At 75.3% G+C, this 17,653-nt stretch carries 19 protein-coding genes; 10 read left to right on the plus strand and 9 right to left on the minus strand.

What is annotated here, in order from left to right:
- Positions 1-29 precede the first annotated feature (29 nt).
- A complete protein-coding gene (locus E4P43_RS11230) occupies positions 30-518 on the minus strand; it encodes a PH domain-containing protein (RefSeq protein WP_245159086.1) in 489 nt (162 codons plus the stop codon).
- Positions 519-569: 51 nt separating this feature from the next.
- On the opposite strand from E4P43_RS11230, the gene E4P43_RS11235 reads away from it, so the two are divergent.
- The 3 genes from E4P43_RS11235 (at position 570) to E4P43_RS11245 (ending at position 3,382) form a co-directional block, all read left to right on the plus strand.
- Positions 570-1,625: an MBL fold metallo-hydrolase gene (locus tag E4P43_RS11235; protein WP_209313839.1), complete on the plus strand. Its 1,056-nt coding sequence runs from the start codon at positions 570-572 to the stop codon at positions 1,623-1,625.
- Positions 1,604-2,167 carry a uridine kinase gene (locus tag E4P43_RS11240; protein ID WP_135145536.1) on the plus strand — a complete coding sequence of 188 codons (564 nt, stop codon included), beginning with the start codon at positions 1,604-1,606 and terminating at the stop codon, positions 2,165-2,167. Before E4P43_RS11235 ends, E4P43_RS11240 begins: the two co-directional genes overlap by 22 nt.
- 93 nt (positions 2,168-2,260) lie before the next feature.
- Positions 2,261-3,382, plus strand: coding sequence for a uroporphyrinogen-III synthase (locus E4P43_RS11245; RefSeq protein ID WP_245159087.1), 1,122 nt, complete (start codon positions 2,261-2,263; stop codon positions 3,380-3,382).
- Between the two features lie 3 nt (positions 3,383-3,385).
- Here the strand turns inward: E4P43_RS11245 and E4P43_RS11250 are convergent, their stop codons facing one another.
- Together E4P43_RS11250 and E4P43_RS11255 are read right to left on the minus strand one after the other, a co-directional pair.
- Complete coding sequence (locus E4P43_RS11250; protein ID WP_135145538.1) at positions 3,386-3,958, minus strand: GNAT family N-acetyltransferase; 573 nt, start codon at positions 3,956-3,958, stop codon at positions 3,386-3,388.
- 40 nt (positions 3,959-3,998) lie between these two features.
- Positions 3,999-5,393 (minus strand): nitrate/nitrite transporter, encoded by a 1,395-nt coding sequence (locus E4P43_RS11255; protein WP_135145539.1) that lies wholly within the window; start codon positions 5,391-5,393, stop codon positions 3,999-4,001.
- Between the two features lie 146 nt (positions 5,394-5,539).
- Here E4P43_RS11255 and E4P43_RS11260 point away from each other — a divergent pair, with 146 nt between their 5' ends.
- Positions 5,540-6,343, plus strand: a complete 804-nt coding sequence (locus E4P43_RS11260) for a hypothetical protein (RefSeq protein ID WP_135145540.1) — start codon at positions 5,540-5,542, stop codon at positions 6,341-6,343.
- On the opposite strand, the gene E4P43_RS11265 is transcribed toward E4P43_RS11260, so the two are convergent.
- On the minus strand, positions 6,340-7,014 hold the full coding sequence (locus tag E4P43_RS11265; RefSeq protein ID WP_135145541.1) for a class I SAM-dependent methyltransferase: 675 nt from the start codon (positions 7,012-7,014) through the stop codon (positions 6,340-6,342). The two genes, E4P43_RS11260 and E4P43_RS11265, sit on opposite strands and share 4 nt — an antisense overlap.
- Complete coding sequence (locus tag E4P43_RS11270) at positions 7,011-7,958, minus strand: NAD(P)/FAD-dependent oxidoreductase (protein ID WP_135145542.1); 948 nt, start codon at positions 7,956-7,958, stop codon at positions 7,011-7,013. Before E4P43_RS11270 ends, E4P43_RS11265 begins: the two co-directional genes overlap by 4 nt.
- A gap of 68 nt (positions 7,959-8,026) precedes the next feature.
- Between E4P43_RS11270 and E4P43_RS11275 the strand changes: the two genes are divergently transcribed.
- A complete protein-coding gene (locus E4P43_RS11275; RefSeq protein WP_135145543.1) occupies positions 8,027-8,608 on the plus strand; it encodes an XRE family transcriptional regulator in 582 nt (193 codons plus the stop codon).
- 1 nt (position 8,609) lies between these two features.
- On the plus strand, positions 8,610-9,014 hold the full coding sequence (locus E4P43_RS11280; protein WP_135145544.1) for a hypothetical protein: 405 nt from the start codon (positions 8,610-8,612) through the stop codon (positions 9,012-9,014).
- A 10-nt stretch (positions 9,015-9,024) separates the two neighbouring features.
- Here the strand turns inward: E4P43_RS11280 and E4P43_RS11285 are convergent, their stop codons facing one another.
- From E4P43_RS11285 to E4P43_RS11295, 3 genes are read right to left on the minus strand one after another with little or no spacing between them, the layout of a single operon-like run.
- Complete coding sequence (locus E4P43_RS11285; RefSeq protein WP_135145545.1) at positions 9,025-9,351, minus strand: Rieske (2Fe-2S) protein; 327 nt, start codon at positions 9,349-9,351, stop codon at positions 9,025-9,027.
- Positions 9,348-11,876: a nitrite reductase large subunit NirB gene (nirB, locus tag E4P43_RS11290; RefSeq protein ID WP_135145546.1), complete on the minus strand. Its 2,529-nt coding sequence runs from the start codon at positions 11,874-11,876 to the stop codon at positions 9,348-9,350. Before nirB ends, E4P43_RS11285 begins: the two co-directional genes overlap by 4 nt.
- Positions 11,876-14,485 carry a molybdopterin oxidoreductase family protein gene (locus E4P43_RS11295; protein ID WP_135145547.1) on the minus strand — a complete coding sequence of 870 codons (2,610 nt, stop codon included), beginning with the start codon at positions 14,483-14,485 and terminating at the stop codon, positions 11,876-11,878. The genes nirB and E4P43_RS11295 overlap by 1 nt, the downstream gene beginning before the upstream one ends.
- 119 nt (positions 14,486-14,604) lie before the next feature.
- Here E4P43_RS11295 and E4P43_RS11300 point away from each other — a divergent pair, with 119 nt between their 5' ends.
- From E4P43_RS11300 to E4P43_RS11315, 4 genes are all read left to right on the plus strand, one after another.
- Positions 14,605-15,267, plus strand: a complete 663-nt coding sequence (locus E4P43_RS11300) for a GNAT family N-acetyltransferase (RefSeq protein ID WP_135145548.1) — start codon at positions 14,605-14,607, stop codon at positions 15,265-15,267.
- A 23-nt stretch (positions 15,268-15,290) separates the two neighbouring features.
- Positions 15,291-16,190 (plus strand): alpha/beta hydrolase, encoded by a 900-nt coding sequence (locus E4P43_RS11305; RefSeq protein WP_135145549.1) that lies wholly within the window; start codon positions 15,291-15,293, stop codon positions 16,188-16,190.
- On the plus strand, positions 16,187-16,837 hold the full coding sequence (locus tag E4P43_RS11310; protein ID WP_245159088.1) for a class I SAM-dependent methyltransferase: 651 nt from the start codon (positions 16,187-16,189) through the stop codon (positions 16,835-16,837). The genes E4P43_RS11305 and E4P43_RS11310 overlap by 4 nt, the downstream gene beginning before the upstream one ends.
- Before the next feature lie 85 nt (positions 16,838-16,922).
- Entirely contained in the window at positions 16,923-17,204 is a 282-nt protein-coding gene (locus tag E4P43_RS11315) for a DUF1905 domain-containing protein (protein ID WP_135145550.1), read from the plus strand.
- Here the strand turns inward: E4P43_RS11315 and arfB are convergent.
- Positions 17,201-17,641: an alternative ribosome rescue aminoacyl-tRNA hydrolase ArfB gene (gene arfB / locus E4P43_RS11320; protein ID WP_135145551.1), complete on the minus strand. Its 441-nt coding sequence runs from the start codon at positions 17,639-17,641 to the stop codon at positions 17,201-17,203. The two genes, E4P43_RS11315 and arfB, sit on opposite strands and share 4 nt — an antisense overlap.
- Positions 17,642-17,653 lie beyond the last annotated feature (12 nt).

A 17,653-nucleotide genomic window follows, 5' to 3' on the forward strand; every position in this document is an offset into this window, starting at 1 on the left:
GCGGAGCGTGGAGGGCACCGGGGCCGTCTTCAGTCGTCGTAGAGCAGCGGCGGCCGGACCGGGTCCTTCGCGCGGGCCGCGGCGTGCAGGGCGCGCAGCGCCTCCACCCCGCGCACCGCGCTCTGCGCGTCGAAGGACTGCAGCCCCAGCAGGGACACCTCGTCGCCGTTCTCCAGCAGCAGCGAGCCCCAGTAGGACGTCCGGTCGAACCGCACCGCGCGCACCGCCGTCCACGGCAGCTGGTGGTGGACCAGGAGGTTGCGGACCCGGACGCCGTCGGCGTCGGCGTCCACCCGCGATCGGCCGAGGAACACCACGCCGAAGGCCAGCACCAGGCCGAGGCCGGCGATGGCGACCTGGTCGACCGGCCCGTAGTCGACCACCGTGTTGGTCGTGGAAGGCAGCGTGAGGGCCACCAGCACCATCACGACGACGACGACCGCCGCCACGACGGCGAGCACCAGGCGCATGAGACGCGGGACGATCGACACCGATGCGGGCGGCTGGGGTCCGGGCACACCCGCATTCTCCCAGGCACCCCGCGGACGGCGGCTGGCAGAGTGCGTGTCGTGGAGATCACCGGCACCGCCCAGCACCAGGCCTGGGAGACCCGCACCCTCCCCCCGGTGGAGCAGCTGCGGCCCGACCTGTGGTCGATCCCGGTGCCGATCCCGCACAACCCGCTGCGCTACGTCAGCACCTACGCCTTCGCCCTGGAGGGCGGCGGCCTGGGGCTGCTCGACACCGGCTGGGAGAGCGAGGAGGGGTGGGCCGCCCTCAGCGCGGGGCTGTCCTCGATCGGCGGCGGCATCGAGGACCTCCGCGGCGTCCTGGTCACCCACCTGCACTTCGACCACCTCGGCCTGGCGGCACGGGTGCGCGAGGCCAGCGGCGCCTGGGTCGCGATGCACCCCGCCGACGTCGACGTCGTCCGCCGGCTGACCACCACCGAGGCGCAGGCGGCCGTCGACGGCGAGGTGGCCTTCCTGGTCAGCCTCGGCGCGCCCCGCGAGGAGGCGCTGAGCGACGTGGGCGGAGCGGAGAACCTCGCCGGCTTCTCGCGCATGGCCGTCGCCGACCGGCTGCTCGAGGACGGCGACCGAGCGGCCTTCCCCGGCTGGGACCTGCGCGCGGTCCACACGCCCGGCCACACCCCCGGGCACCTGTGCTTCGCCGAGGGGCGCACCGGGCTGTTCTTCGCCGGCGACCACGTCCTCCCGAAGATCAGCCCGAACATCTCCAGCGGCCCCGGCTCCGGCCGCGACGGCGACCCGCTCGGCGCCTTCCTGACCTCGCTGCAGGCGGTCCGCGACCTGGAGCCGACGGAGGTGCTGCCGGCCCACGAGTGGCGGTTCCGCGGCCTGGCCGAGCGGGTCGACTCCCTGACCGAGCACCACGAGCGGCGGCTCGCCGAGCTGCTCGCGGCGATCCGGGCGCACCCGCACTCCACCCCGTGGGACCTCGCCGCCCACCTGACCTGGTCCCGGCCGTGGGAGCAGTACGCCCGCCGGATGAGGATCTTCGCCGTCACCGAGACCGACGCGCACCTGCGGCTGCTGGCCCGGCGCGGTCTGGTGGTCGGCAGCGGCGACCCCGTGCAGACGTGGACCGCGGCGGTCCGCTGAGCGCCGCCGCCCTGGCCGAGCGGGTGCTGTCCGCTCCCCCGCGGCTGGGCGGCACGCGCCTGGTCTGCATCGACGGGCCGGCCGGGTCGGGGAAGACGACGACGGCCGGGCGGCTGGCCGCAGCCCTCGGGGACGGCGTGGACGTCGTGCACATGGACGACCTCTACGCCGGCTGGACGCTCACCGGGGCCGCCGCCCGGCTGTCCGCCGGCGTGCTCCGACCGCTGGCCGAGGGGCGGTCCGGCGCCTACCACCGCTTCGACTGGCCGGCCGGCCGCTTCTCCCCCACCCCCACCCCCGTGCCGGTCGTGCCGGTGCTCGTCGTCGAGGGCTGCGGCAGCGCCTCCCGCGCCGTCGACCGGTGGGCGACCCTCCGCGTGTGGGTGGAGGCGCCGCCCGCGCTGCGGCTGGCCCGGGGCGTGGCCCGGGACGGCGCCCACCTGGCCGGCGAGTGGCACCGGTGGCAGCGCACGGAGGCGGCGCACTTCGCCGCCGACGGCACCCGCGACCGGGCGGACGTCGTGCTCGACGGCGGGGCGTGACTCCGGTCACCCTGGCGGGACGGGTCGGCTGAGGACACACGCCGGTAACCGCGATCGCCCACCATGGGAGCGAAGCGCTGGCGAGGGGGACACGTGACCGACACCGTCCGGGAACAGACGACCGAGGTGCTGCCGCTGGCCGGCTACACGGTCGCGGTGACCGCCGCCCGCCGCGCCGAGGAGCTGGGTGCGCTCCTGGACCGGCGGGGTGCCCGCGTCGTCCACGCGCCGGCGATCCGCATCGTGCCGCTGGCCGACGACGCCGAGCTCGTGGCTGCCACCCGCCGGGTGCTGGAGGCGCCGGTGGACCTGGCGATCGCCACCACCGGTGTCGGCTTCCGCGGGTGGCTGGAGGCCGCGGAGGCGTGGGACCTCCCGCTGGTCGAGCACCTGTCGGGTGCGCGCGTCCTCGCCCGCGGCCCCAAGGCGCGCGGCGCCATCCGCGGCGGCGGCCTGGTCGACGCCTGGTCGCCGGAGTCGGAGTCCTCGGCCGAGGTGCTCGAGCACCTGCTGTCGGGCGCCGAGGGGCCGCTGGCCGGCCGGCGGATCGCCGTCCAGCTGCACGGCGACCCGCTGCCGGACCTGGTCTCCGGGCTGCGGGAGGCCGGTGCCGACGTGCTGACCGTGCCGGTCTACCGGTGGGTGCTGCCCGAGGACGTCGCCCCGGTGCGCCGGCTGGTCGCCTCGATCGTCGCCGGTGGCGTCGACGCGGTCACCTTCACCAGCGCCCCCGCCGCGGCGAGCCTGCTGCAGGTGGCCGACGGGCTGGGCCAGCGGGACGCCGTCGTGGCGGCGTTCCAGGAGCGGGTGCTGGCCGTCGCCGTCGGCCCGGTGACCGGCGGCCCGCTGGACGCCGCGGGGATCCCCCACGTCCGTCCCGAGCGCTCGCGCCTGGGCGCCCTGGCCCGGGAGGTCGTGGCCCGCCTGCCCGAGCGGGACCCGGTGCTGCAGGTGGGACCGCACACGCTGCAGGTGCGCGGGCACGCCGTCGTCGTCGACGGGTCGCTGGTCGAGCTGCCGCCGGGGTCGCTGGCGGTGCTGCGCGAGCTGGCCCGCCGGCCGGGCCACGTCGTCGGACGGCCCGAGCTGGTCGCCGCCCTGCCCGGTGGCGGCGACGGGCACGCGGTGGAGATGGCGGTGACCCGGCTGCGGGCCGCGCTCGGGGCGCCACTGGTGGAGACCGTCGTGAAGCGCGGCTACCGGCTGAAGGTCTGACCCCTACCGCAGGTCCAGCCGCATGAGGACGCGGGGGAACCCGTTGAGCACCGAGCCGGTGTCCGCCACCTTGGCGAAGCCGGCCCGCTCGAACAGCGCCCTGGTCCCGACGTAGGCCATCGTCAGGTCGACCTTCCGGCCCTCGTTGTCCACCGGGTACGCCTCGACCGCCGGCGCCCCCTTCGACCGGGCGAACTCCACGGCGCCGGCCACGAGGTGGTGGGAGATGCCCTTCCTGCGGTGCCCGGGGCGCACGCGGACGCACCACAGCGACCACACGTCCAGGTCGTCGACCCGCGGGATCCTCCGGTTCGTCGCGAAGGAGGTGTCCGCGCGCGGGTGGACCGCCGCCCAGCCCACGACCTCGTCCCCGTCGTAGGCCAGCACACCGGGCGGCGGGTCCTCCCGCACGAGCTGCCGCACCCGCTCCCCCCGCGCGGGGCCGGCCAGCGCGAGGTTCTCCTTGGACGGGACCCGGTAGCTCAGGCACCAGCACACGTTGGCGTCCGGCCGCTTCGGGCCGACCATCGTCGCGACGTCGTCGAACTCGGTCGCCGGGCGCACCTCGATCGCCATGCGCGGATCCTGGCAGGAGGCGCTGACACCCGGCGAGGGGTCAGACGCGGCCCAGGGGGCGGCCCGGGCGCAGGTACACGAACCAGGTGACCGCCACGCAGACGACGTAGAACGCGATGAACACCAGGTAGGCGGAGTCGCCGGTGCCCGTGGTCAGGAACGACTGCCGGAAGGCGAGGTTCACCAGCACGCCGCCGAAGGCACCGACCGCGCCGGCGATGCCGATGAGCGCGCCGGACATGCGCAGCGCCCGCCGGTCGGCGACCTCGGCCTCGCCGCCCTCGGCCACCTGCTGCAGCGCCTGCGACCGGAAGATCGCCGGGATCATCTTGTAGGTCGACCCGTTGCCCAGGCCGCTGAGCACGAACAGCGCCACGAAGCCGACGACGAACAGCGGCAGGGACTCCAGCTGGCTCGCCGTCCACACGACCAGCGCGCCGGCGGCCATCGCGACGAAGTTCCAGCAGGTGATGAACGCGCCGCCGAACCGGTCGGCGAGCGACCCGCCGAACGGGCGGATGAGCGAGCCGAGCAGCGGGCCGAGCCAGGTCAGCGAGGCAGCGGCCAGCGGCGTCGCGAAGGACTCGGCGAACTGGTTCTGCAGCACCTGGCCGAAGGCGAACCCGAACCCGATGAACGAGCCGAAGGTCCCGATGTAGAGGAACGACATGATCCAGGTGTGCGGCTCGCGGGTGGCCTCGCGCATGGCCCGCGGCTGGTTGCGCGCCATCGTGAGGTTGTCCATGACCAGGGCCGCACCGACCGCGGCCGCGACGATCAGCGGGATGTAGACCCACAGGACCAGCCGCGGGTGCGCCGCCCCGGCGGTGGCCAGCACCAGGAGCCCGACCAGCTGCACCACCGGGACGCCGAGGTTGCCCCCGCCGGCGTTGAGGCCCAGCGCCCAGCCCTTGAGCCGGTCGGGGTAGAAGGCGTTGATGTTCGCCATCGAGCTGGCGAAGTTGCCGCCGCCGACGCCGGCCAGGCAGGCGACGAACAGCAGGGTGCCGTAGTCGACCCCCGGCTCCAGGACGACGGCCGTGGCGATGGTGGGCACCAGCAGCAGGGCGGCGCTGACGATCGTCCAGTTCCGCCCGCCGAACCGGGCGACGGCGAAGGTGTAGGGCAGCCGCACGAAGGCACCGAGGGCGGTGGGCAGCGCGGTCAGCAGGAACTTGCCGGCGGGGTCGATGCCGAACACCGGCTCGGGCAGGAACAGCACCAGCACCGACCACAGGCTCCAGATCGAGAAGCCCACGTGCTCGGAGAAGACGGAGAAGAACAGGTTCCGGCGGGCCACCCGCTTGCCGGTCGACTCCCAGAACTCCGGGTCCTCGGGCCGCCAGTCGTCGATCCACCGCCCGGACCGGCCCGGGGGTGCGGGCGCGGCCGTGGTCGGCGTGCTGGCGGACGGCGGGCGGGTGGGAGCGGCCATGGCGACGACGGTGACGGCGGACCGTTTCCCCGGCGTCGCCCCGCGGGTGAACTCGTGTTCCGTTTCGCTCACTCCGCCTGCCCCGCTGTGGTGAGGCCCTGGCCTCCGGAGTGCAGCGGAAGCGCCGGAACGGCGAAGATCACCGGGTGACCGCCGCCGAGGAGCCCGCCGTGGAGACGCCGACCGCCGGCCGTGCGCTCATGGAGGCCGGCAGCCCGGTCGCCGGGTCGATGAGCGCGGCGGCCGCGGCCGTGGTGTTCGAGCCGGCGACCGCGCGGGTGCAGGTGGACGAGCGCTTCGCGGCCGTGCTGCGCACGGTGGCCGAGGACGCGTCCGGCCTCATCGGCCGCGAGCGGGTCCGCGCCGGCGCCGCGCTGTCCTTCGCCGTCGAGTACGCCGCGACCGTCCACCGCAACGGTCGCCCGGTCCGCACCGACCGGTTCTTCCCGCCCCGGCCCGGCAGCCGGCCGGTGGCCGAGGAGCTGGCCGAGGCCGTGGTGGCCGCCGCCCGCCGGTCGACCGACGAGCGGCGGGTGCGCCACCTGGGCTACCTGCTGGCCGAGGTGACGGCCTCCGCCGACATCGACGCCGACCTGGTCACCCGGGCGCTGCGGCTGGCCGAGGGGCTCACCTGGCGCCAGCTGGCGCTGCTGGCCGCCGTCGGGCGCCGGGACCGCCTGCCGCTGCCCATGGCCCCCCTGGAGGACCACCCGCAGGCATGGACCGCCTGGGGCGCCCGTGAGGACGTCGCGGACCTGCAGCGCGCGGGCCTGCTCGACCCGCCGCCGGCGCAGCCACGCCCGGGCGGCGCCGCGCTGCCCCGGCTGCGGGCGGCGGACCTGCGGCTGACCCGCCGGGGGGTGCTGGTGCACCGGCTGATGGTCCTCGAGGTCCTGCGCGACGACGCCGTGGCCGCCGCGCTGGCCGACCTCGGGCTGCCCCGCTCCTAGGCCCGCCGCCGGGCCACGAGCACGGTGTCCGGCGTGGCGTTGCCCGTGCGCTCCACCGCCTTCGGGTCGCGGCTGCGCGTCTCGGTGAGCACGCTGTCCCACTCCGCCGGGTCGAGCACCGCGGCGACCTCCTCGGCCGTGTACATCGCCTCGGGGTCGTGCCGGTGGCCCTGCTGCCCGTGGCCGTGACCATCCCCGTGCCCGTGCTCGCCGGGCGGCTGGTGGTCGTGGGCAGGGCCGGCGTCCATCAGGTGCCCGACGACCAGCAGCGTCCCGCCGGGTGCGACCGTCGCGGCCAGGCGCTGGAACAGCTCGGCCCGGGAGGCCCCGCGCGCGTGCAGGTAGTGCGCGGTGACCAGGTCGAAGTGCGTGGCGGGCGTCCACTCGTCCAGGTCGGCCTGCACCCACTCGACCCGCTCGTCCAGCCCCTGCTCGCGGGCCTGGGCAGCGGCGCGCTCCAGCGCCACGGCCGAGAAGTCCACGCCGGTCACCCGCCAGCCGCGCTGGGCCAGCCAGAGCGCGTCGGCGCCCTCGCCGCAGCCGGCGTCCAGCGCCGTCCCCGGCGCCAGGTCGGCCGCCTCGACGACGAGCTGCCGGTTGGGACGCCCGCTCCACACCGACGGCGCGGACCGGTACAGCTCCTCGTAGGACTCCCGGTCGGTCGCACTCATGCCGCCACGCTCCGCTTCTGGGCCACCGCTGCCCGGGTGTCCTCGCTGATCAGGTCCGCGTTGATCATCGCCCCTGCGCGCAGGCCCTGGGCGGCCGCCACGACGACCTGCGCGCTCAGGTCGCCGACGTTGCCGGCCACCCAGACGCCCGGGACGTCGGTGCGCCCGGTGGGGTCGGCCGGCAGGTAGGTACCCATCACCGCCCCGTGCATCTCCTGCGGGACCGGCTCCGCGCCGAGCGCCTCGAGCAGGCCGGCGTTCGCCGTGAACCGGGGGCTGACGACGACGGCGTCCCGGGCGATGAGCTCACCGGTGGCCAGGCGGACGTCGGCGCCGCCCTCCAGGCCGGCCACCTCGCCGCGCACGATCCGCACGCCGCGGGCCTCGAGCTGCTCGAGCTCCTCGGTGCTCGGCTCGGCGACGGTGTGCACGAAGAGGACCACGTCGGCGGTCCACTGGCGCCACAGCAGGGAGGCGTAGGCGCCGACCACGCCGGTGCTGATGATGCCGACGGCCCGGTCGCGGACCTCCCAGCCGTGGCAGTACGGGCAGTGCAGCACCGCGCTCCCCCACCGCTCGGCGACGCCGGGCAGGTCCGGCATCTCGTCGGTGAGGCCGGTCGCCAGCAGCAGCCGGCGCGCCCGCACCGCCGTACCGCCGTCCAGCTCGACCCGGAAGCCCTCGCCCTCCCGGACCGCAGCGGCCACCCGGCCCTCCACCACGGTGGCGCCGTAGCTCTCCGCCTCGCCCCGCCCGACCGCGTACAGCTCGGCCGGTGGGGTGCCCTCCCGCCCCAGGTAGTTGTGCACGTGCCCGGCGGGGGCGTTGCGGGGCTGCCCCGCGTCCACCACCAGCACGCTGCGCCGGGCGCGAGCCAGGGTGAGCGCTCCGCTCAGCCCTGCCGCGCCGCCTCCGATGACCACCACGTCGTACCGCTCGTCCATGCCGCCCACTGTCTGCCGTGCGCCCAGCACCTGGCAAGCATCGTTGCTGGTCTGGCAAACTGGTCGACGTGACCGACGACGACGTCCTGCAGAGCGTGGGCCCGCGCCTCCGGGGGCTGCGCACCGAGCGCGGGCAGACCCTGGCCGAGGTCTCCGAGGACACCGGCATCTCGGTCAGCACGCTCTCGCGGCTGGAGTCCGGCGGGCGCCGTCCCACCCTCGAGCTGCTGCTGCCGCTGGCCCGCAGCTACGGCGTGGCGATCGACGACCTGGTCGGCGCGCAGGCGCCGGCGGACCCCCGCGTGCACGGGCGCCCCATCACCCGGGACGACGGCATGACCATGGTGCCGCTGACCCGCCAGGCGGGCGGCCTGCAGGCCTACAAGATGGTCCTGCCCGCGCGGTGGCGGGTGGACGACACCGACCAGAAGGTGCACGAGGGCTACGAGTGGCTCTACGTGCTCTCCGGCCGGATCCGGCTGCTCCTCGGCGCGCGCGACTTCGTGCTGGGGCAGGGCGAGGTCGTCGAGTTCGACACCCGGGTGCCGCACACCTTCTCCAACCCGTTCCCCGAGCCGGCCGAGGGCCTGGTCCTCTTCGGCCCGCAGGGCGAGCGCATGCACGTCCGCGCCCGCCCGCAGGGCCGCTGACGTGCTCGCCCGCGGTGCCGCGACGGCGCTCACCGCGCTGCTGGCCGGGACCGGCTGCGCGGCCGGAGGGACGGTCTGCTCCGCAGTCGGCTGGCACAACGCGGTCGTCGTCGAGTTCGCGGAGGGCTGGCCGGCGGTCGAGGGCGGCGTCACCCTCGAGTGCGACCCCGCCTGCTACACCGACGTCCTCGTCGACCCCGAGGCGGCGACGGTGGACCCCACCGGCGGCGGACCGGCGACCGTGCTGCTCGGCATGTCCACCCCGGGGTCGATCGTCGTGCGCGTCGTCGGGGCCGACGGGGCGCGGCTGACCGAGGTCGACGCCGACCTCGACTGGCGCCGCGTCGGTGGCAGCGAGCAGTGCGGCGGGCCGCACGAGGCGACCGTCGTCGTCCCGGCACCCTGAGACGGGCAGGTCAGACGTCGACCACCAGGTCGCCGTCCACCTCCCGCACCGGGAACACGCGGACCGGCGCGGCGCCGCTGGTCGATGCGCCGTCGGACCACCGGTAGGCGTACTGGTGCAGCGGGCAGACCAGCACGTCGACGTCGGTCTGCCCGTCGGCCAGCGGCCCGCCCGCGTGCGGGCAGGCGGCCTGCGTGGCGTGCAGCGACCCCTCGCGGAGCCGGAACACCGCGACCTGCTCACCGCCGGCCACGAAGGTGCGCCCCTCCCCCGGCGGCACGTCGTCGACCCGGCCGACGACCACGCCGGTCGCCGTCGCGACGTCGGCGACGCTCATCGGACCGGCACCTTCGGCAGCGCCACCAGCGGCAGGGCCGGGCGGAACTGGCCCGGCGTGGCCGCCTCCTTCGCGTCCTGCCCCCAGGGGTCGGTGTACGCGTCGACCGAGCGCTGGATCCCGGCGTCGAGGTCGGCGCAGATGCCCTCGCTGTCCTCCAGCAGGACCGCCTTGATCCTCTCCAGCCCGATGCGGGGCACGAAGTCGTAGGTGCGCTCCAGCCAGTTGGCGTTCTCGCGGTAGTACTGCATGAACCGCCCGGCCAGCGTCATCACCGCGTCCCGGCCCTCGACGGTCGCCAGCAGGTCGCCCTTGCGGACGGAGGCGCCGGCCGCGCCCCCGATGTAGACCTCCCACCGGCCGTTGCCGACCGCGACGACGCCGACGTCCTTCACGTAGGCCTCGGCGCAGTTGCGGGGGCAGCCGACGACGGCGAGCTTCATCTTCGCCGGGCTCTCGATGCCCTGGAAGCGGGTCTCCAGGTCGATGCCCAGCTGCGTGGAGTCGTCGAGGCCGAAGCGGCAGAAGTCCGACCCGACGCAGGTCTTCACGGTGCGGAAGCTCTTGCCGTAGGCGTAGCCCGAGGGCATGCCGAGGTCGTTCCACATCGCCGGCAGGTCCTCCTTGCGGACGCCGAGCAGGTCGATGCGCTGGCCGCCGGTCACCTTCACCATCGGGACCTCGTACTTCTCGGCGACGTCGGCGATCCTCCGCAGCTGCGCCGGCGTCGTCACGCCACCCTTCATCTGGGGGACGACGGAGAACGTGCCGTCGCGCTGGATGTTGCCGTGGACCCGGTCGTTGATGAACTCGGCGTCCTTCTCCGGGATGTAGTCCGAGCCCCAGACCATCTTCAGCAGCGAGGTCAGGCCCATCTTCGACCTCGCGTCGTCCTTGCCGCCCGGGGCGAGCGCCGCGAAGACGGCCGAGACGCTGCGCAGGTCGTGCTCGCGGATGGCCCGCATCAGCTCGGGCTTCGGCATGGGGATGCCGGGGACGTAGTAGCTGGCAGCCGGGTCCTCGGCGAGGTCGCCGTCGGCGGCCCACTCGACGATCTGCTTGACCAGCGACTTGCAGGAGCCGCAGCCCTTGCCGGCGCGGGTGCGGTCCATGACCTCGCCGACGCTGCCGCACCCGCCGGCGACCGCGCCGCAGATGTCGCCCTTGGAGACGCCGTTGCAGTTGCAGACCTGGGAGTCGGCCGGCATGTCGGCGACCCCGACCTCCTCGACGCCGTCGGAGAGGTCGACCAGCAGCCGGATCCGCTCCTCCGGCAGCGGCGCCCCGCGGTCGAAGGCCTGGGTCAGGAAGGCGACCTTGCGGGTGTCGCCGAGCAACGTGGCGCCGACCAGCTTGTCGTCGCGGATGACGACCGAGAGGTGCACGCCGCGCCTGGGCTCGGAAATGACCAGGAACTCGTCGTCGTCCCGCTCGGGGGTGTTGATGCCCATGACCGCGACGTCGACCCCGACCACCTTGAGCTTGGTCGCGGTGCGGCTGCCGGTGTACTCGGCGCCGGGGTCCGTGCCGGTGAGCACGTCGGCCAGCACCCTGGCGTGCTCCCAGGCGGGGGCGACCAGGCCGTAGACCGAGCCGCGGTGCTGGGCGCACTCGCCGATCGCGTAGACGTCGGGGTCGTCGGTGCGCAGCTGGTCGTCGACGACGATCGCCCGCTCCACCTCCAGCCCGGACCGGACGGCGACGTCGGTGTGCGGGCGGACGCCGGCGGCGACGACGAGCAGGTCGCAGTCCAGCCGTCGGCCGTCCTTCAGCAGCACGCCCTCGACGTGGTCGCTGCCCAGCACCTCCGTGGCGAGGACGTCGAGGTGCACGCCGATGCCGAGCTCCTCGACGCTGCGCTTGAGGATCGCGCCGGCCTCGGCGTCCAGCTGGGCGTTCATCAGCCACGGCATCGCGTGCACCAGCTCGACCTGCAGCCCGTGGCCCTGCAGCGCGCGGGCCGCCTCCAGGCCGAGCAGCCCGCCGCCCATCACGACCGCCCGCGTGCAGCGGCCCGTGGCCTCGAGCATCGCGCGGGTCTCGTCGATGGTGCGGAAGCCGTAGACGCCCGGGAGCAGCTCGCCGTCGTCGCGGCGGACCCCGGCCATCGGCGGGATGAAGGAGTAGCTGCCGGTGGCCAGGACCAGGTGGTCGTAGGGGGTGACGCTGCCGTCGGCGGCGTGCACCTGCTTCGCGGCGGTGTCCACCCGCTCCACCCGGACGCCGGCCCGCAGGTCGATGCCGTTGTCGCAGTACCAGTCGTGGGAGTTGAGCACGATGTCGTCCTCGTGCGACTCCCCCGCGAGCACCGGGCTCAGCATGATCCGGTTGTAGTTGCCGTGCGGCTCGTCGCCGAAGACGGTGATGCGGAACTGCTCGCCGCCGCCGCGCTCGAGCACCTCCTCGACGAAGCGGGCACCGGCCATGCCGTTGCCGACGACGACGAGCCGACCGCGGGGGTCGAGCTCGTCGTCCAGGTGCAGGGTGCTGGTGCCGGCCAGTCGGGCCCCGAGGACGGCCCGCATCAGACCTCCACCAGCCCGAGGTCGACGACGATCTCGCCGGTGGTCCCCTCGGGCGCGGCCGCGTGCAGCTCGACCACGGAGCCGCCGGGCAGGTCCTCGACCACCCGCAGCGGCACGTGCGTGTCGGCCTTCGCCCCGATCGGGAACCAGCGCATCGGCTCGCCGTCGCGCACCAGCAGGACGTACACCAGCTCGCCGGTGGCGTTGCCGCCGCGGAAGTACAGCGCCTGCGCGCTGCACCCGGCGGGCACGGTGTACCGCAGCGCCGGGTCGACCGGGCCGGGCTTCGCCAGCCCCTCGCCGGTGATCGGGAAGACGCCTTGCAGGAAGCGGGGTGTGCTCTTCACGGGGGTTCTCCTGGCGGTCGTCGAACGGGGCGTCGGTCGGGACGGCGGGTGCGGCACCGGAGCGGTCGGGGGCCGGTGCCCGGTCGGGCGCGGCTGGGTGGCCGCCGCGGGCGGCGGGAGGCGTTCCTCCGGCCCGCTGACGCGGGTGACGGAGACGGCGCAGGCCTTGAAGGGGGGCATCTTCGACGTCGGGTCGAGCGCGCCGGCGTCGGTGAGCGCGTTGGCGCTGGCGCCGCCGCCCCAGTGGAAGGGCACGAACACGACGTCGGGCCGGATGGTGTCGGTGAGCTGGGCGTGGAAGCGGGCGCGCCCGCGGCGGGTGGCGAGCTCCACCACGTCGTCCTGCTCGATCCCGAGCCGCCGGGCGAGGTCGGGGTGCAGCTCGGCGCGCGGCGTGGGCGCGACGAGCTGCAGGCTGCGGGTGCGACGGGTCTGGGTGCCCGACTGGTACTGGGCGAGGACCCGGCCGGTGGTGAGCACGAAGGGGTGGTCGGCGTCGGGCCGCTCGTTCGCCTCGACGTGCTCGACGCGCAGGAACCGCGCCCGCCCGTCGGGGGTGGCGAACCGCTCGGTGAACAGCCGGGGAGTGCCGGGGTGCGTCTCGTCGGGGCAGGGCCAGAAGACGCCCTGCTCCTCGTCGATGCGCCGGTAGCTGATGCCGGAGTAGTCGGCCGTCCCGCCGGCACTGGCCCGGCGCAGCTCCTCGAACACGGTTTCCGGGTCGCCGCTGAACGTCGCGCCTGCGCCGAGCCGGTCGGCGAGCGCGGCCAGCAGCTGGAGGTCGTCGGGAACACCCTGCGGCGGGTCCAGCGCCCGGCGGCGGCGGATGACCCGGCCCTCGAGGTTGGTCATGGTCCCGGCCTCCTCCGCCCACATCGCGCTGGGCAGGACGACGTCGGCCAGCTCGGCGGTCTCGGAGAGGAAGAAGTCGCTGACGGCGAGGAAGTCCAGGTCGCGCAGCCGGCTGACCACCCGCCGGGCGTCGGGCGCGCTGACCGCGACGTTGCTGGCGAGGACCAGCAGGGTCCGGACACCGCCCTCGGTGCCGAGCGCGTCGAGCAGCTCGAAGGCGCTCCTCCCCGGCATCGGCAGGTCGTCGGGGTCGACCCCCCAGACCGCGGCGACGTGCGCGCGGGCTGCGGGGTCGGCCAGCGACCGGTACCCGGGCAGCTGGTCGGCCTTCTGCCCGTGCTCGCGGCCGCCCTGCCCGTTGCCCTGGCCGGTGACGGTGCCCCAGCCGCTCCCCCGCCGCCCGGGCAGGCCGAGGGCGAGCGCGAGGTTGATCCACGCCTGGGCGGTGTCGGTGCCGCTGCGGTGCTGCTCGGCGCCGCGGGCGGTGAGGATCATCGCCTTGTCCGCCCGAGCCGGGGCGTAGACGGTGCGGCGCTGGTCGGCGACCGGCACACCGGTGAGCCGCTCGACGCGGTCGGGCCAGTAGGCGGCGACCCCGGTCCGGACGTCCTCGAAGCCGGTGGTGCGGCTCTGGACGTACTCGGTGTCGACCAGGCCCTCGGCGACCGCGATGTGCAGCAGGCCGTTGGCCAGCGCCAGGTCGGTGCCGGGCAGCGGCTGCAGGTGCAGGGCGGCGTTCCGCGCGGTCGCGGTGCGCCGCGGGTCCACGACGATGTGCTGCGCGCCCCGCTCCCGGCCGGCGTCGAACCACTGCATCGCCGGCGGCATGGTGTCGGCCGGGTTGCTGCCGACCAGGACGACGACGTCGGCGTCGGCGATGTCGGCCAGCGGGAAGGGCAGGCCCCGGTCCAGCCCGAACGCGCGGTTGGCGGCGCCCGCGGCCGAGGACATGCAGAACCGGCCGTTGTAGTCGATGGCGGAGGTGCGCAGCGCGACGCGGGCGAACTTGCCGAACTGGTAGGCCTGCTCGTTGGTCAGCGACCCGCCACCGAAGCAGCCGACGGCGTCCCGGCCGTGACCGGCCTGCGTGCTGCGGATGGCCGCGACCAGCCGGTCCAGCGCCTCGTCCCAGGTGCTCTCCACCAGCGGGCTGGTGCGGTCCCCGGGGACGGCGCGGACCAGCGGCCGGGTGAGCCGCTCGGGGTGGTCGAGCAGCTCGGCCGACGACCAGCCCTTGGAGCACAGGCCACCGCGGTTGGTCGGGAAGTCCAGCGGGACCAGCGTCGCCGGACGGTCCCCGGCGGTCACCGCCATCCCGCACTGGAGGGAGCAGTAGGGGCAGTGCGTGCTCGTCGTCCGGCTCGTGCGCGCGCCAGGGACGGCGGTGGGCGGCGAGGCGGGAGCGGGCACGGGGACGAGAGTGCGTCGCCGTCGTTTCCCGCCGTCGACCCCGGCGTCAACGCTGCGTTCCGTTCACCTCACGGTGGCCGCCGGGCGGGTGTGCGGTGCCGCCGTGGTCGAATTCGGGGGTGACTCCTCCCGGCCCGACCGTCCGCCGGATCGACGACCCCGACGAGCCCGGCCCCGACGTCCGGGTGGCCGAGCAGCGCGACGTCCCGGCGATCGCCGCCACGCTCACCGTCGCGCTGGCCGACTCCCGCTGGACCCGGTGGGCGCTCCCCGACGACGGGCGCATGCAACGGCTGACCCGCCTCCACGAGCTGGACGCCGCCCACCGCGGGGTGTCCACCGGCACGGCCTGGGTCACCGAGGACCTCGACGCCGTCGCCGTCTGGGAGCCGCCGGCCGGTGCTGCCGGCACGCGGCCGCTGCCCGACGACGTGCGGCGCGCGCTGGCCCAGGAGCTGCCCTACCTGGGCGGGTCGCGGGCGCGCGTCGTCGCCGAGACCGAGGCACTGGTCACCGCGGCCCTGCCGGACGAGCCGCACTGGCGGCTGCGGCACCTCGGCGTCCGGCCGTCCTCCCGCCGCCGGGGGCTCGCCGCCGCCGTCATGGCGCCGGTGCTGGTGCGCTGCGACGCCGAGAGGACCAAGGCCGCCGTCGCCGTGACCAGCTGGGCGAACGTCCGCTTCCTGCGCGGCTTCGGCTTCCAGCCGACGGAGACGACCCGGACGACGGACGACGAGCTCCCCCTGTGGGTGCTGGTCCGCGAGCCGCTCTCGCTGCGCTGACCCCACCCACCCGAGAGGACCCCGTGCCCAGCTCCGTCGCCCGCCTGCTGCCCCCGCTGTTCCGCCTGCTCGGCTTCCGGCGGGAGTTCGACTCCCCCGAGGCCTTGCTGGCCGGCGTCCAGGAGCGGCTGGTGCGTCCCGTCCCCTACGGGCCGCCGCGCGGGCTTCGCTCGGTGCGGATCGAGCGGGACGTCGAGCACGAGACGGGCTGGCCGGTCTACCGGGTCCTGCCCCGGGACCGGACGCCGACCGGCGCCGCCGTCTACGTCCACGGGGGCGCCTGGGTCAATCAGATCCACCCGCTGCACTGGCGGCTCGTCGCCGGGCTCGCCGCCCGCAGCGGGGTCGCGATCACCGTTCCGATCTACCCGCTCGCGCCGATGGGGACGGCGGCGGTGGTGGTGCCCGCCGTGGCCGACCTGGTCGCCGGTCTCGTCGAGCGTTCCGGCGCGGAGCGGGTCACCGTGCTGGGCGACTCGGCGGGCGGCCAGATCGGGCTCTCCGCCGCCCTGCTGCTGCGCGACCGCGGGGTGCCGCCGCTGCACGGGACGGTGCTCATCTCCCCCGCGCTGGACCTCACGCTGGCCAACCCGGAGATCGAGATCGTCGAGCGCACCGATCCGTGGCTGGCTCGTGCCGGCACCCACGCGGCGATCGACCTGTGGCGAGGCGACCTGCCGCGCACCGACCCCGTGGTGAGCCCGCTCTTCGGCGACCTGGCCGGGCTCGGCCCGCTCACCGTGTTCAGCGGCACGCGCGACATCACCAGCCCGGACACCCGGCTGCTGGTCACCCGCGCCCGTGCGGCCGGTGTGCAGGTCGACCACCACGAGGAGGAGGGCCTGGTCCACGTGCACGCGCTGCTACCGGTGCCGGAGGGGAAGCGGGCACGTCGGCTCATCGTCGACGTCCTCGGCGCGTGACGCCCTCCGATGCGGGTCAGCCGGAACTGCTCGCGACCCGTGCGGCCTACGACACGGTGGCCGAGGACTACGCCGATCTGCTCCGGGACGAGCTGGCCGGCAAGCCGCTGGACCGCGCGCTCCTGGGCGCGTTCGCCGAGCTCGTGGTCGAGGGACCGGTCCTCGACGCGGGCTGCGGTCCAGGGCGGATCGCGGCCCACCTCGCCTCGCTCGGCCTGGACGTGCGCGGGATCGACCTCTCCCCCGGCATGGTCGCCGTCGCCCGGCGCGACCACCCGGAGCTGCGGTTCGACGTCGGGTCGCTGACCGCCCTGGACCTCCCGGACGCGTCGTTCGGTGGGGTTCTGGCCTGGTACTCGCTCATCCACCTGCCACCGGACCAGCTCCGGGTCGCCGTCGAGGAGCTGGCGAGGGTCCTCCGGCCCGGTGGTCCGCTGCTGACCGCCTTCCAGGTCGGTTCGGGGACCGTTCGCGTCGACCGTCCCTACGGGCACGACGTCGAGCTGCACGCCTGCCGGCTGGATCCCGACGAGCTCGCCGAGCTGCTCGGGCAGGCCGGTGTGCCCGTGGTCGCCCGGACGATCCGCGCACCGCAGGCGTGGGAGCGGACGCCGCAGGCCTACCTGCTGGCGCGCCGCGAGGGCTGACGCCGGTGGGACGGCGCGGCCCGCCGTCGTCACCGCTGACCGTGCCCACCGATGACTTCCCGGCTCGGCGGCGGTCGTACACGCCATGACCGACGCCGCGCACCTGGACCTCACGTTCACCGCACCCATCGAGAAGGACGGCGCCTTCCCGACCTACCTCGTGGTGCCCGACTCGGCCGAGGTGCTCGGCACCCGGCGCGCCGTGAAGGTGACCGGCACCGCCGACGGGCACGCCTTCGCCGCCACCCTGATGCCCTCGGGCAGCGGACCGCACTGGCTGCCGCTGCGTGCCGCGATCTGCACCGCCATCGGCAAGGGACGGGCGGGTGACCAGGTCACCGTCCACCTGCAGCAGCGGCTGAGCTAGTCCCAGGAGCCCCGCTGCTTCTTCAGCTGGCTGCGCTGCTTCTTCGCCTGGATCCGGCGCTCCTGGGACCCCTTGGTCGGCTTCGTCCGCCGCCGGGCGGGGGCCGGGGGCGCCAGGGCCGCACGCAGCACCGCGGCCAGCCGCTCCCTGGCGGCCTGCCGGTTGCGCAGCTGCTGGCGGTGCTCGCTGGCGGCGATGGTGAGGACGCCGTCGACCAGCCGGGAGCCGAGCCGCGACGCCAGCCGGGCGCGCTGCGGGTCGCTCAGGCCGGGGACCTCCAGCGGCCGCACCGACAGCTCGACCCGCGAGTCGGCGGTGTTGACACCCTGGCCGCCCGGCCCCGAGGACCGGGAGAACCGCCAGGACAGGGCGCCCGCGGGCACGACGAGGGAACCGGTGACGGGCAGGTCACCGGAGGCGTCGTCGGTCGCGGGCACCCGCCCAGTCTG

Origin of the sequence: Blastococcus sp. TF02A-35, assembly GCF_004571075.1 — a bacterium.
Classification (GTDB): Bacteria; Actinomycetota; Actinomycetes; order Mycobacteriales; family Geodermatophilaceae; genus Blastococcus.

Bases quoted from the DNA above. Each gene is read 5' to 3' on its own strand.
- E4P43_RS11265 (WP_135145541.1), bottom strand. From the start codon at position 7,014: ATGAGTGCGACCGACCGGGAGTCCTACGAGGAGCTGTACCGGTCCGCG.
- E4P43_RS11250 (WP_135145538.1), bottom strand. From the start codon at position 3,958: ATGGCGATCGAGGTGCGCCCGGCGACCGAGTTCGACGACGTCGCGACG.
- E4P43_RS11315 (WP_135145550.1), top strand. From the start codon at position 16,923: ATGACCGACGCCGCGCACCTGGACCTCACGTTCACCGCACCCATCGAG.
- E4P43_RS11285 (WP_135145545.1), bottom strand. From the start codon at position 9,351: ATGAGCGTCGCCGACGTCGCGACGGCGACCGGCGTGGTCGTCGGCCGG.
- nirB (WP_135145546.1), bottom strand. From the start codon at position 11,876: ATGCGGGCCGTCCTCGGGGCCCGACTGGCCGGCACCAGCACCCTGCAC.
- E4P43_RS11270 (WP_135145542.1), bottom strand. From the start codon at position 7,958: ATGGACGAGCGGTACGACGTGGTGGTCATCGGAGGCGGCGCGGCAGGG.
- E4P43_RS11255 (WP_135145539.1), bottom strand. From the start codon at position 5,393: ATGGCCGCTCCCACCCGCCCGCCGTCCGCCAGCACGCCGACCACGGCC.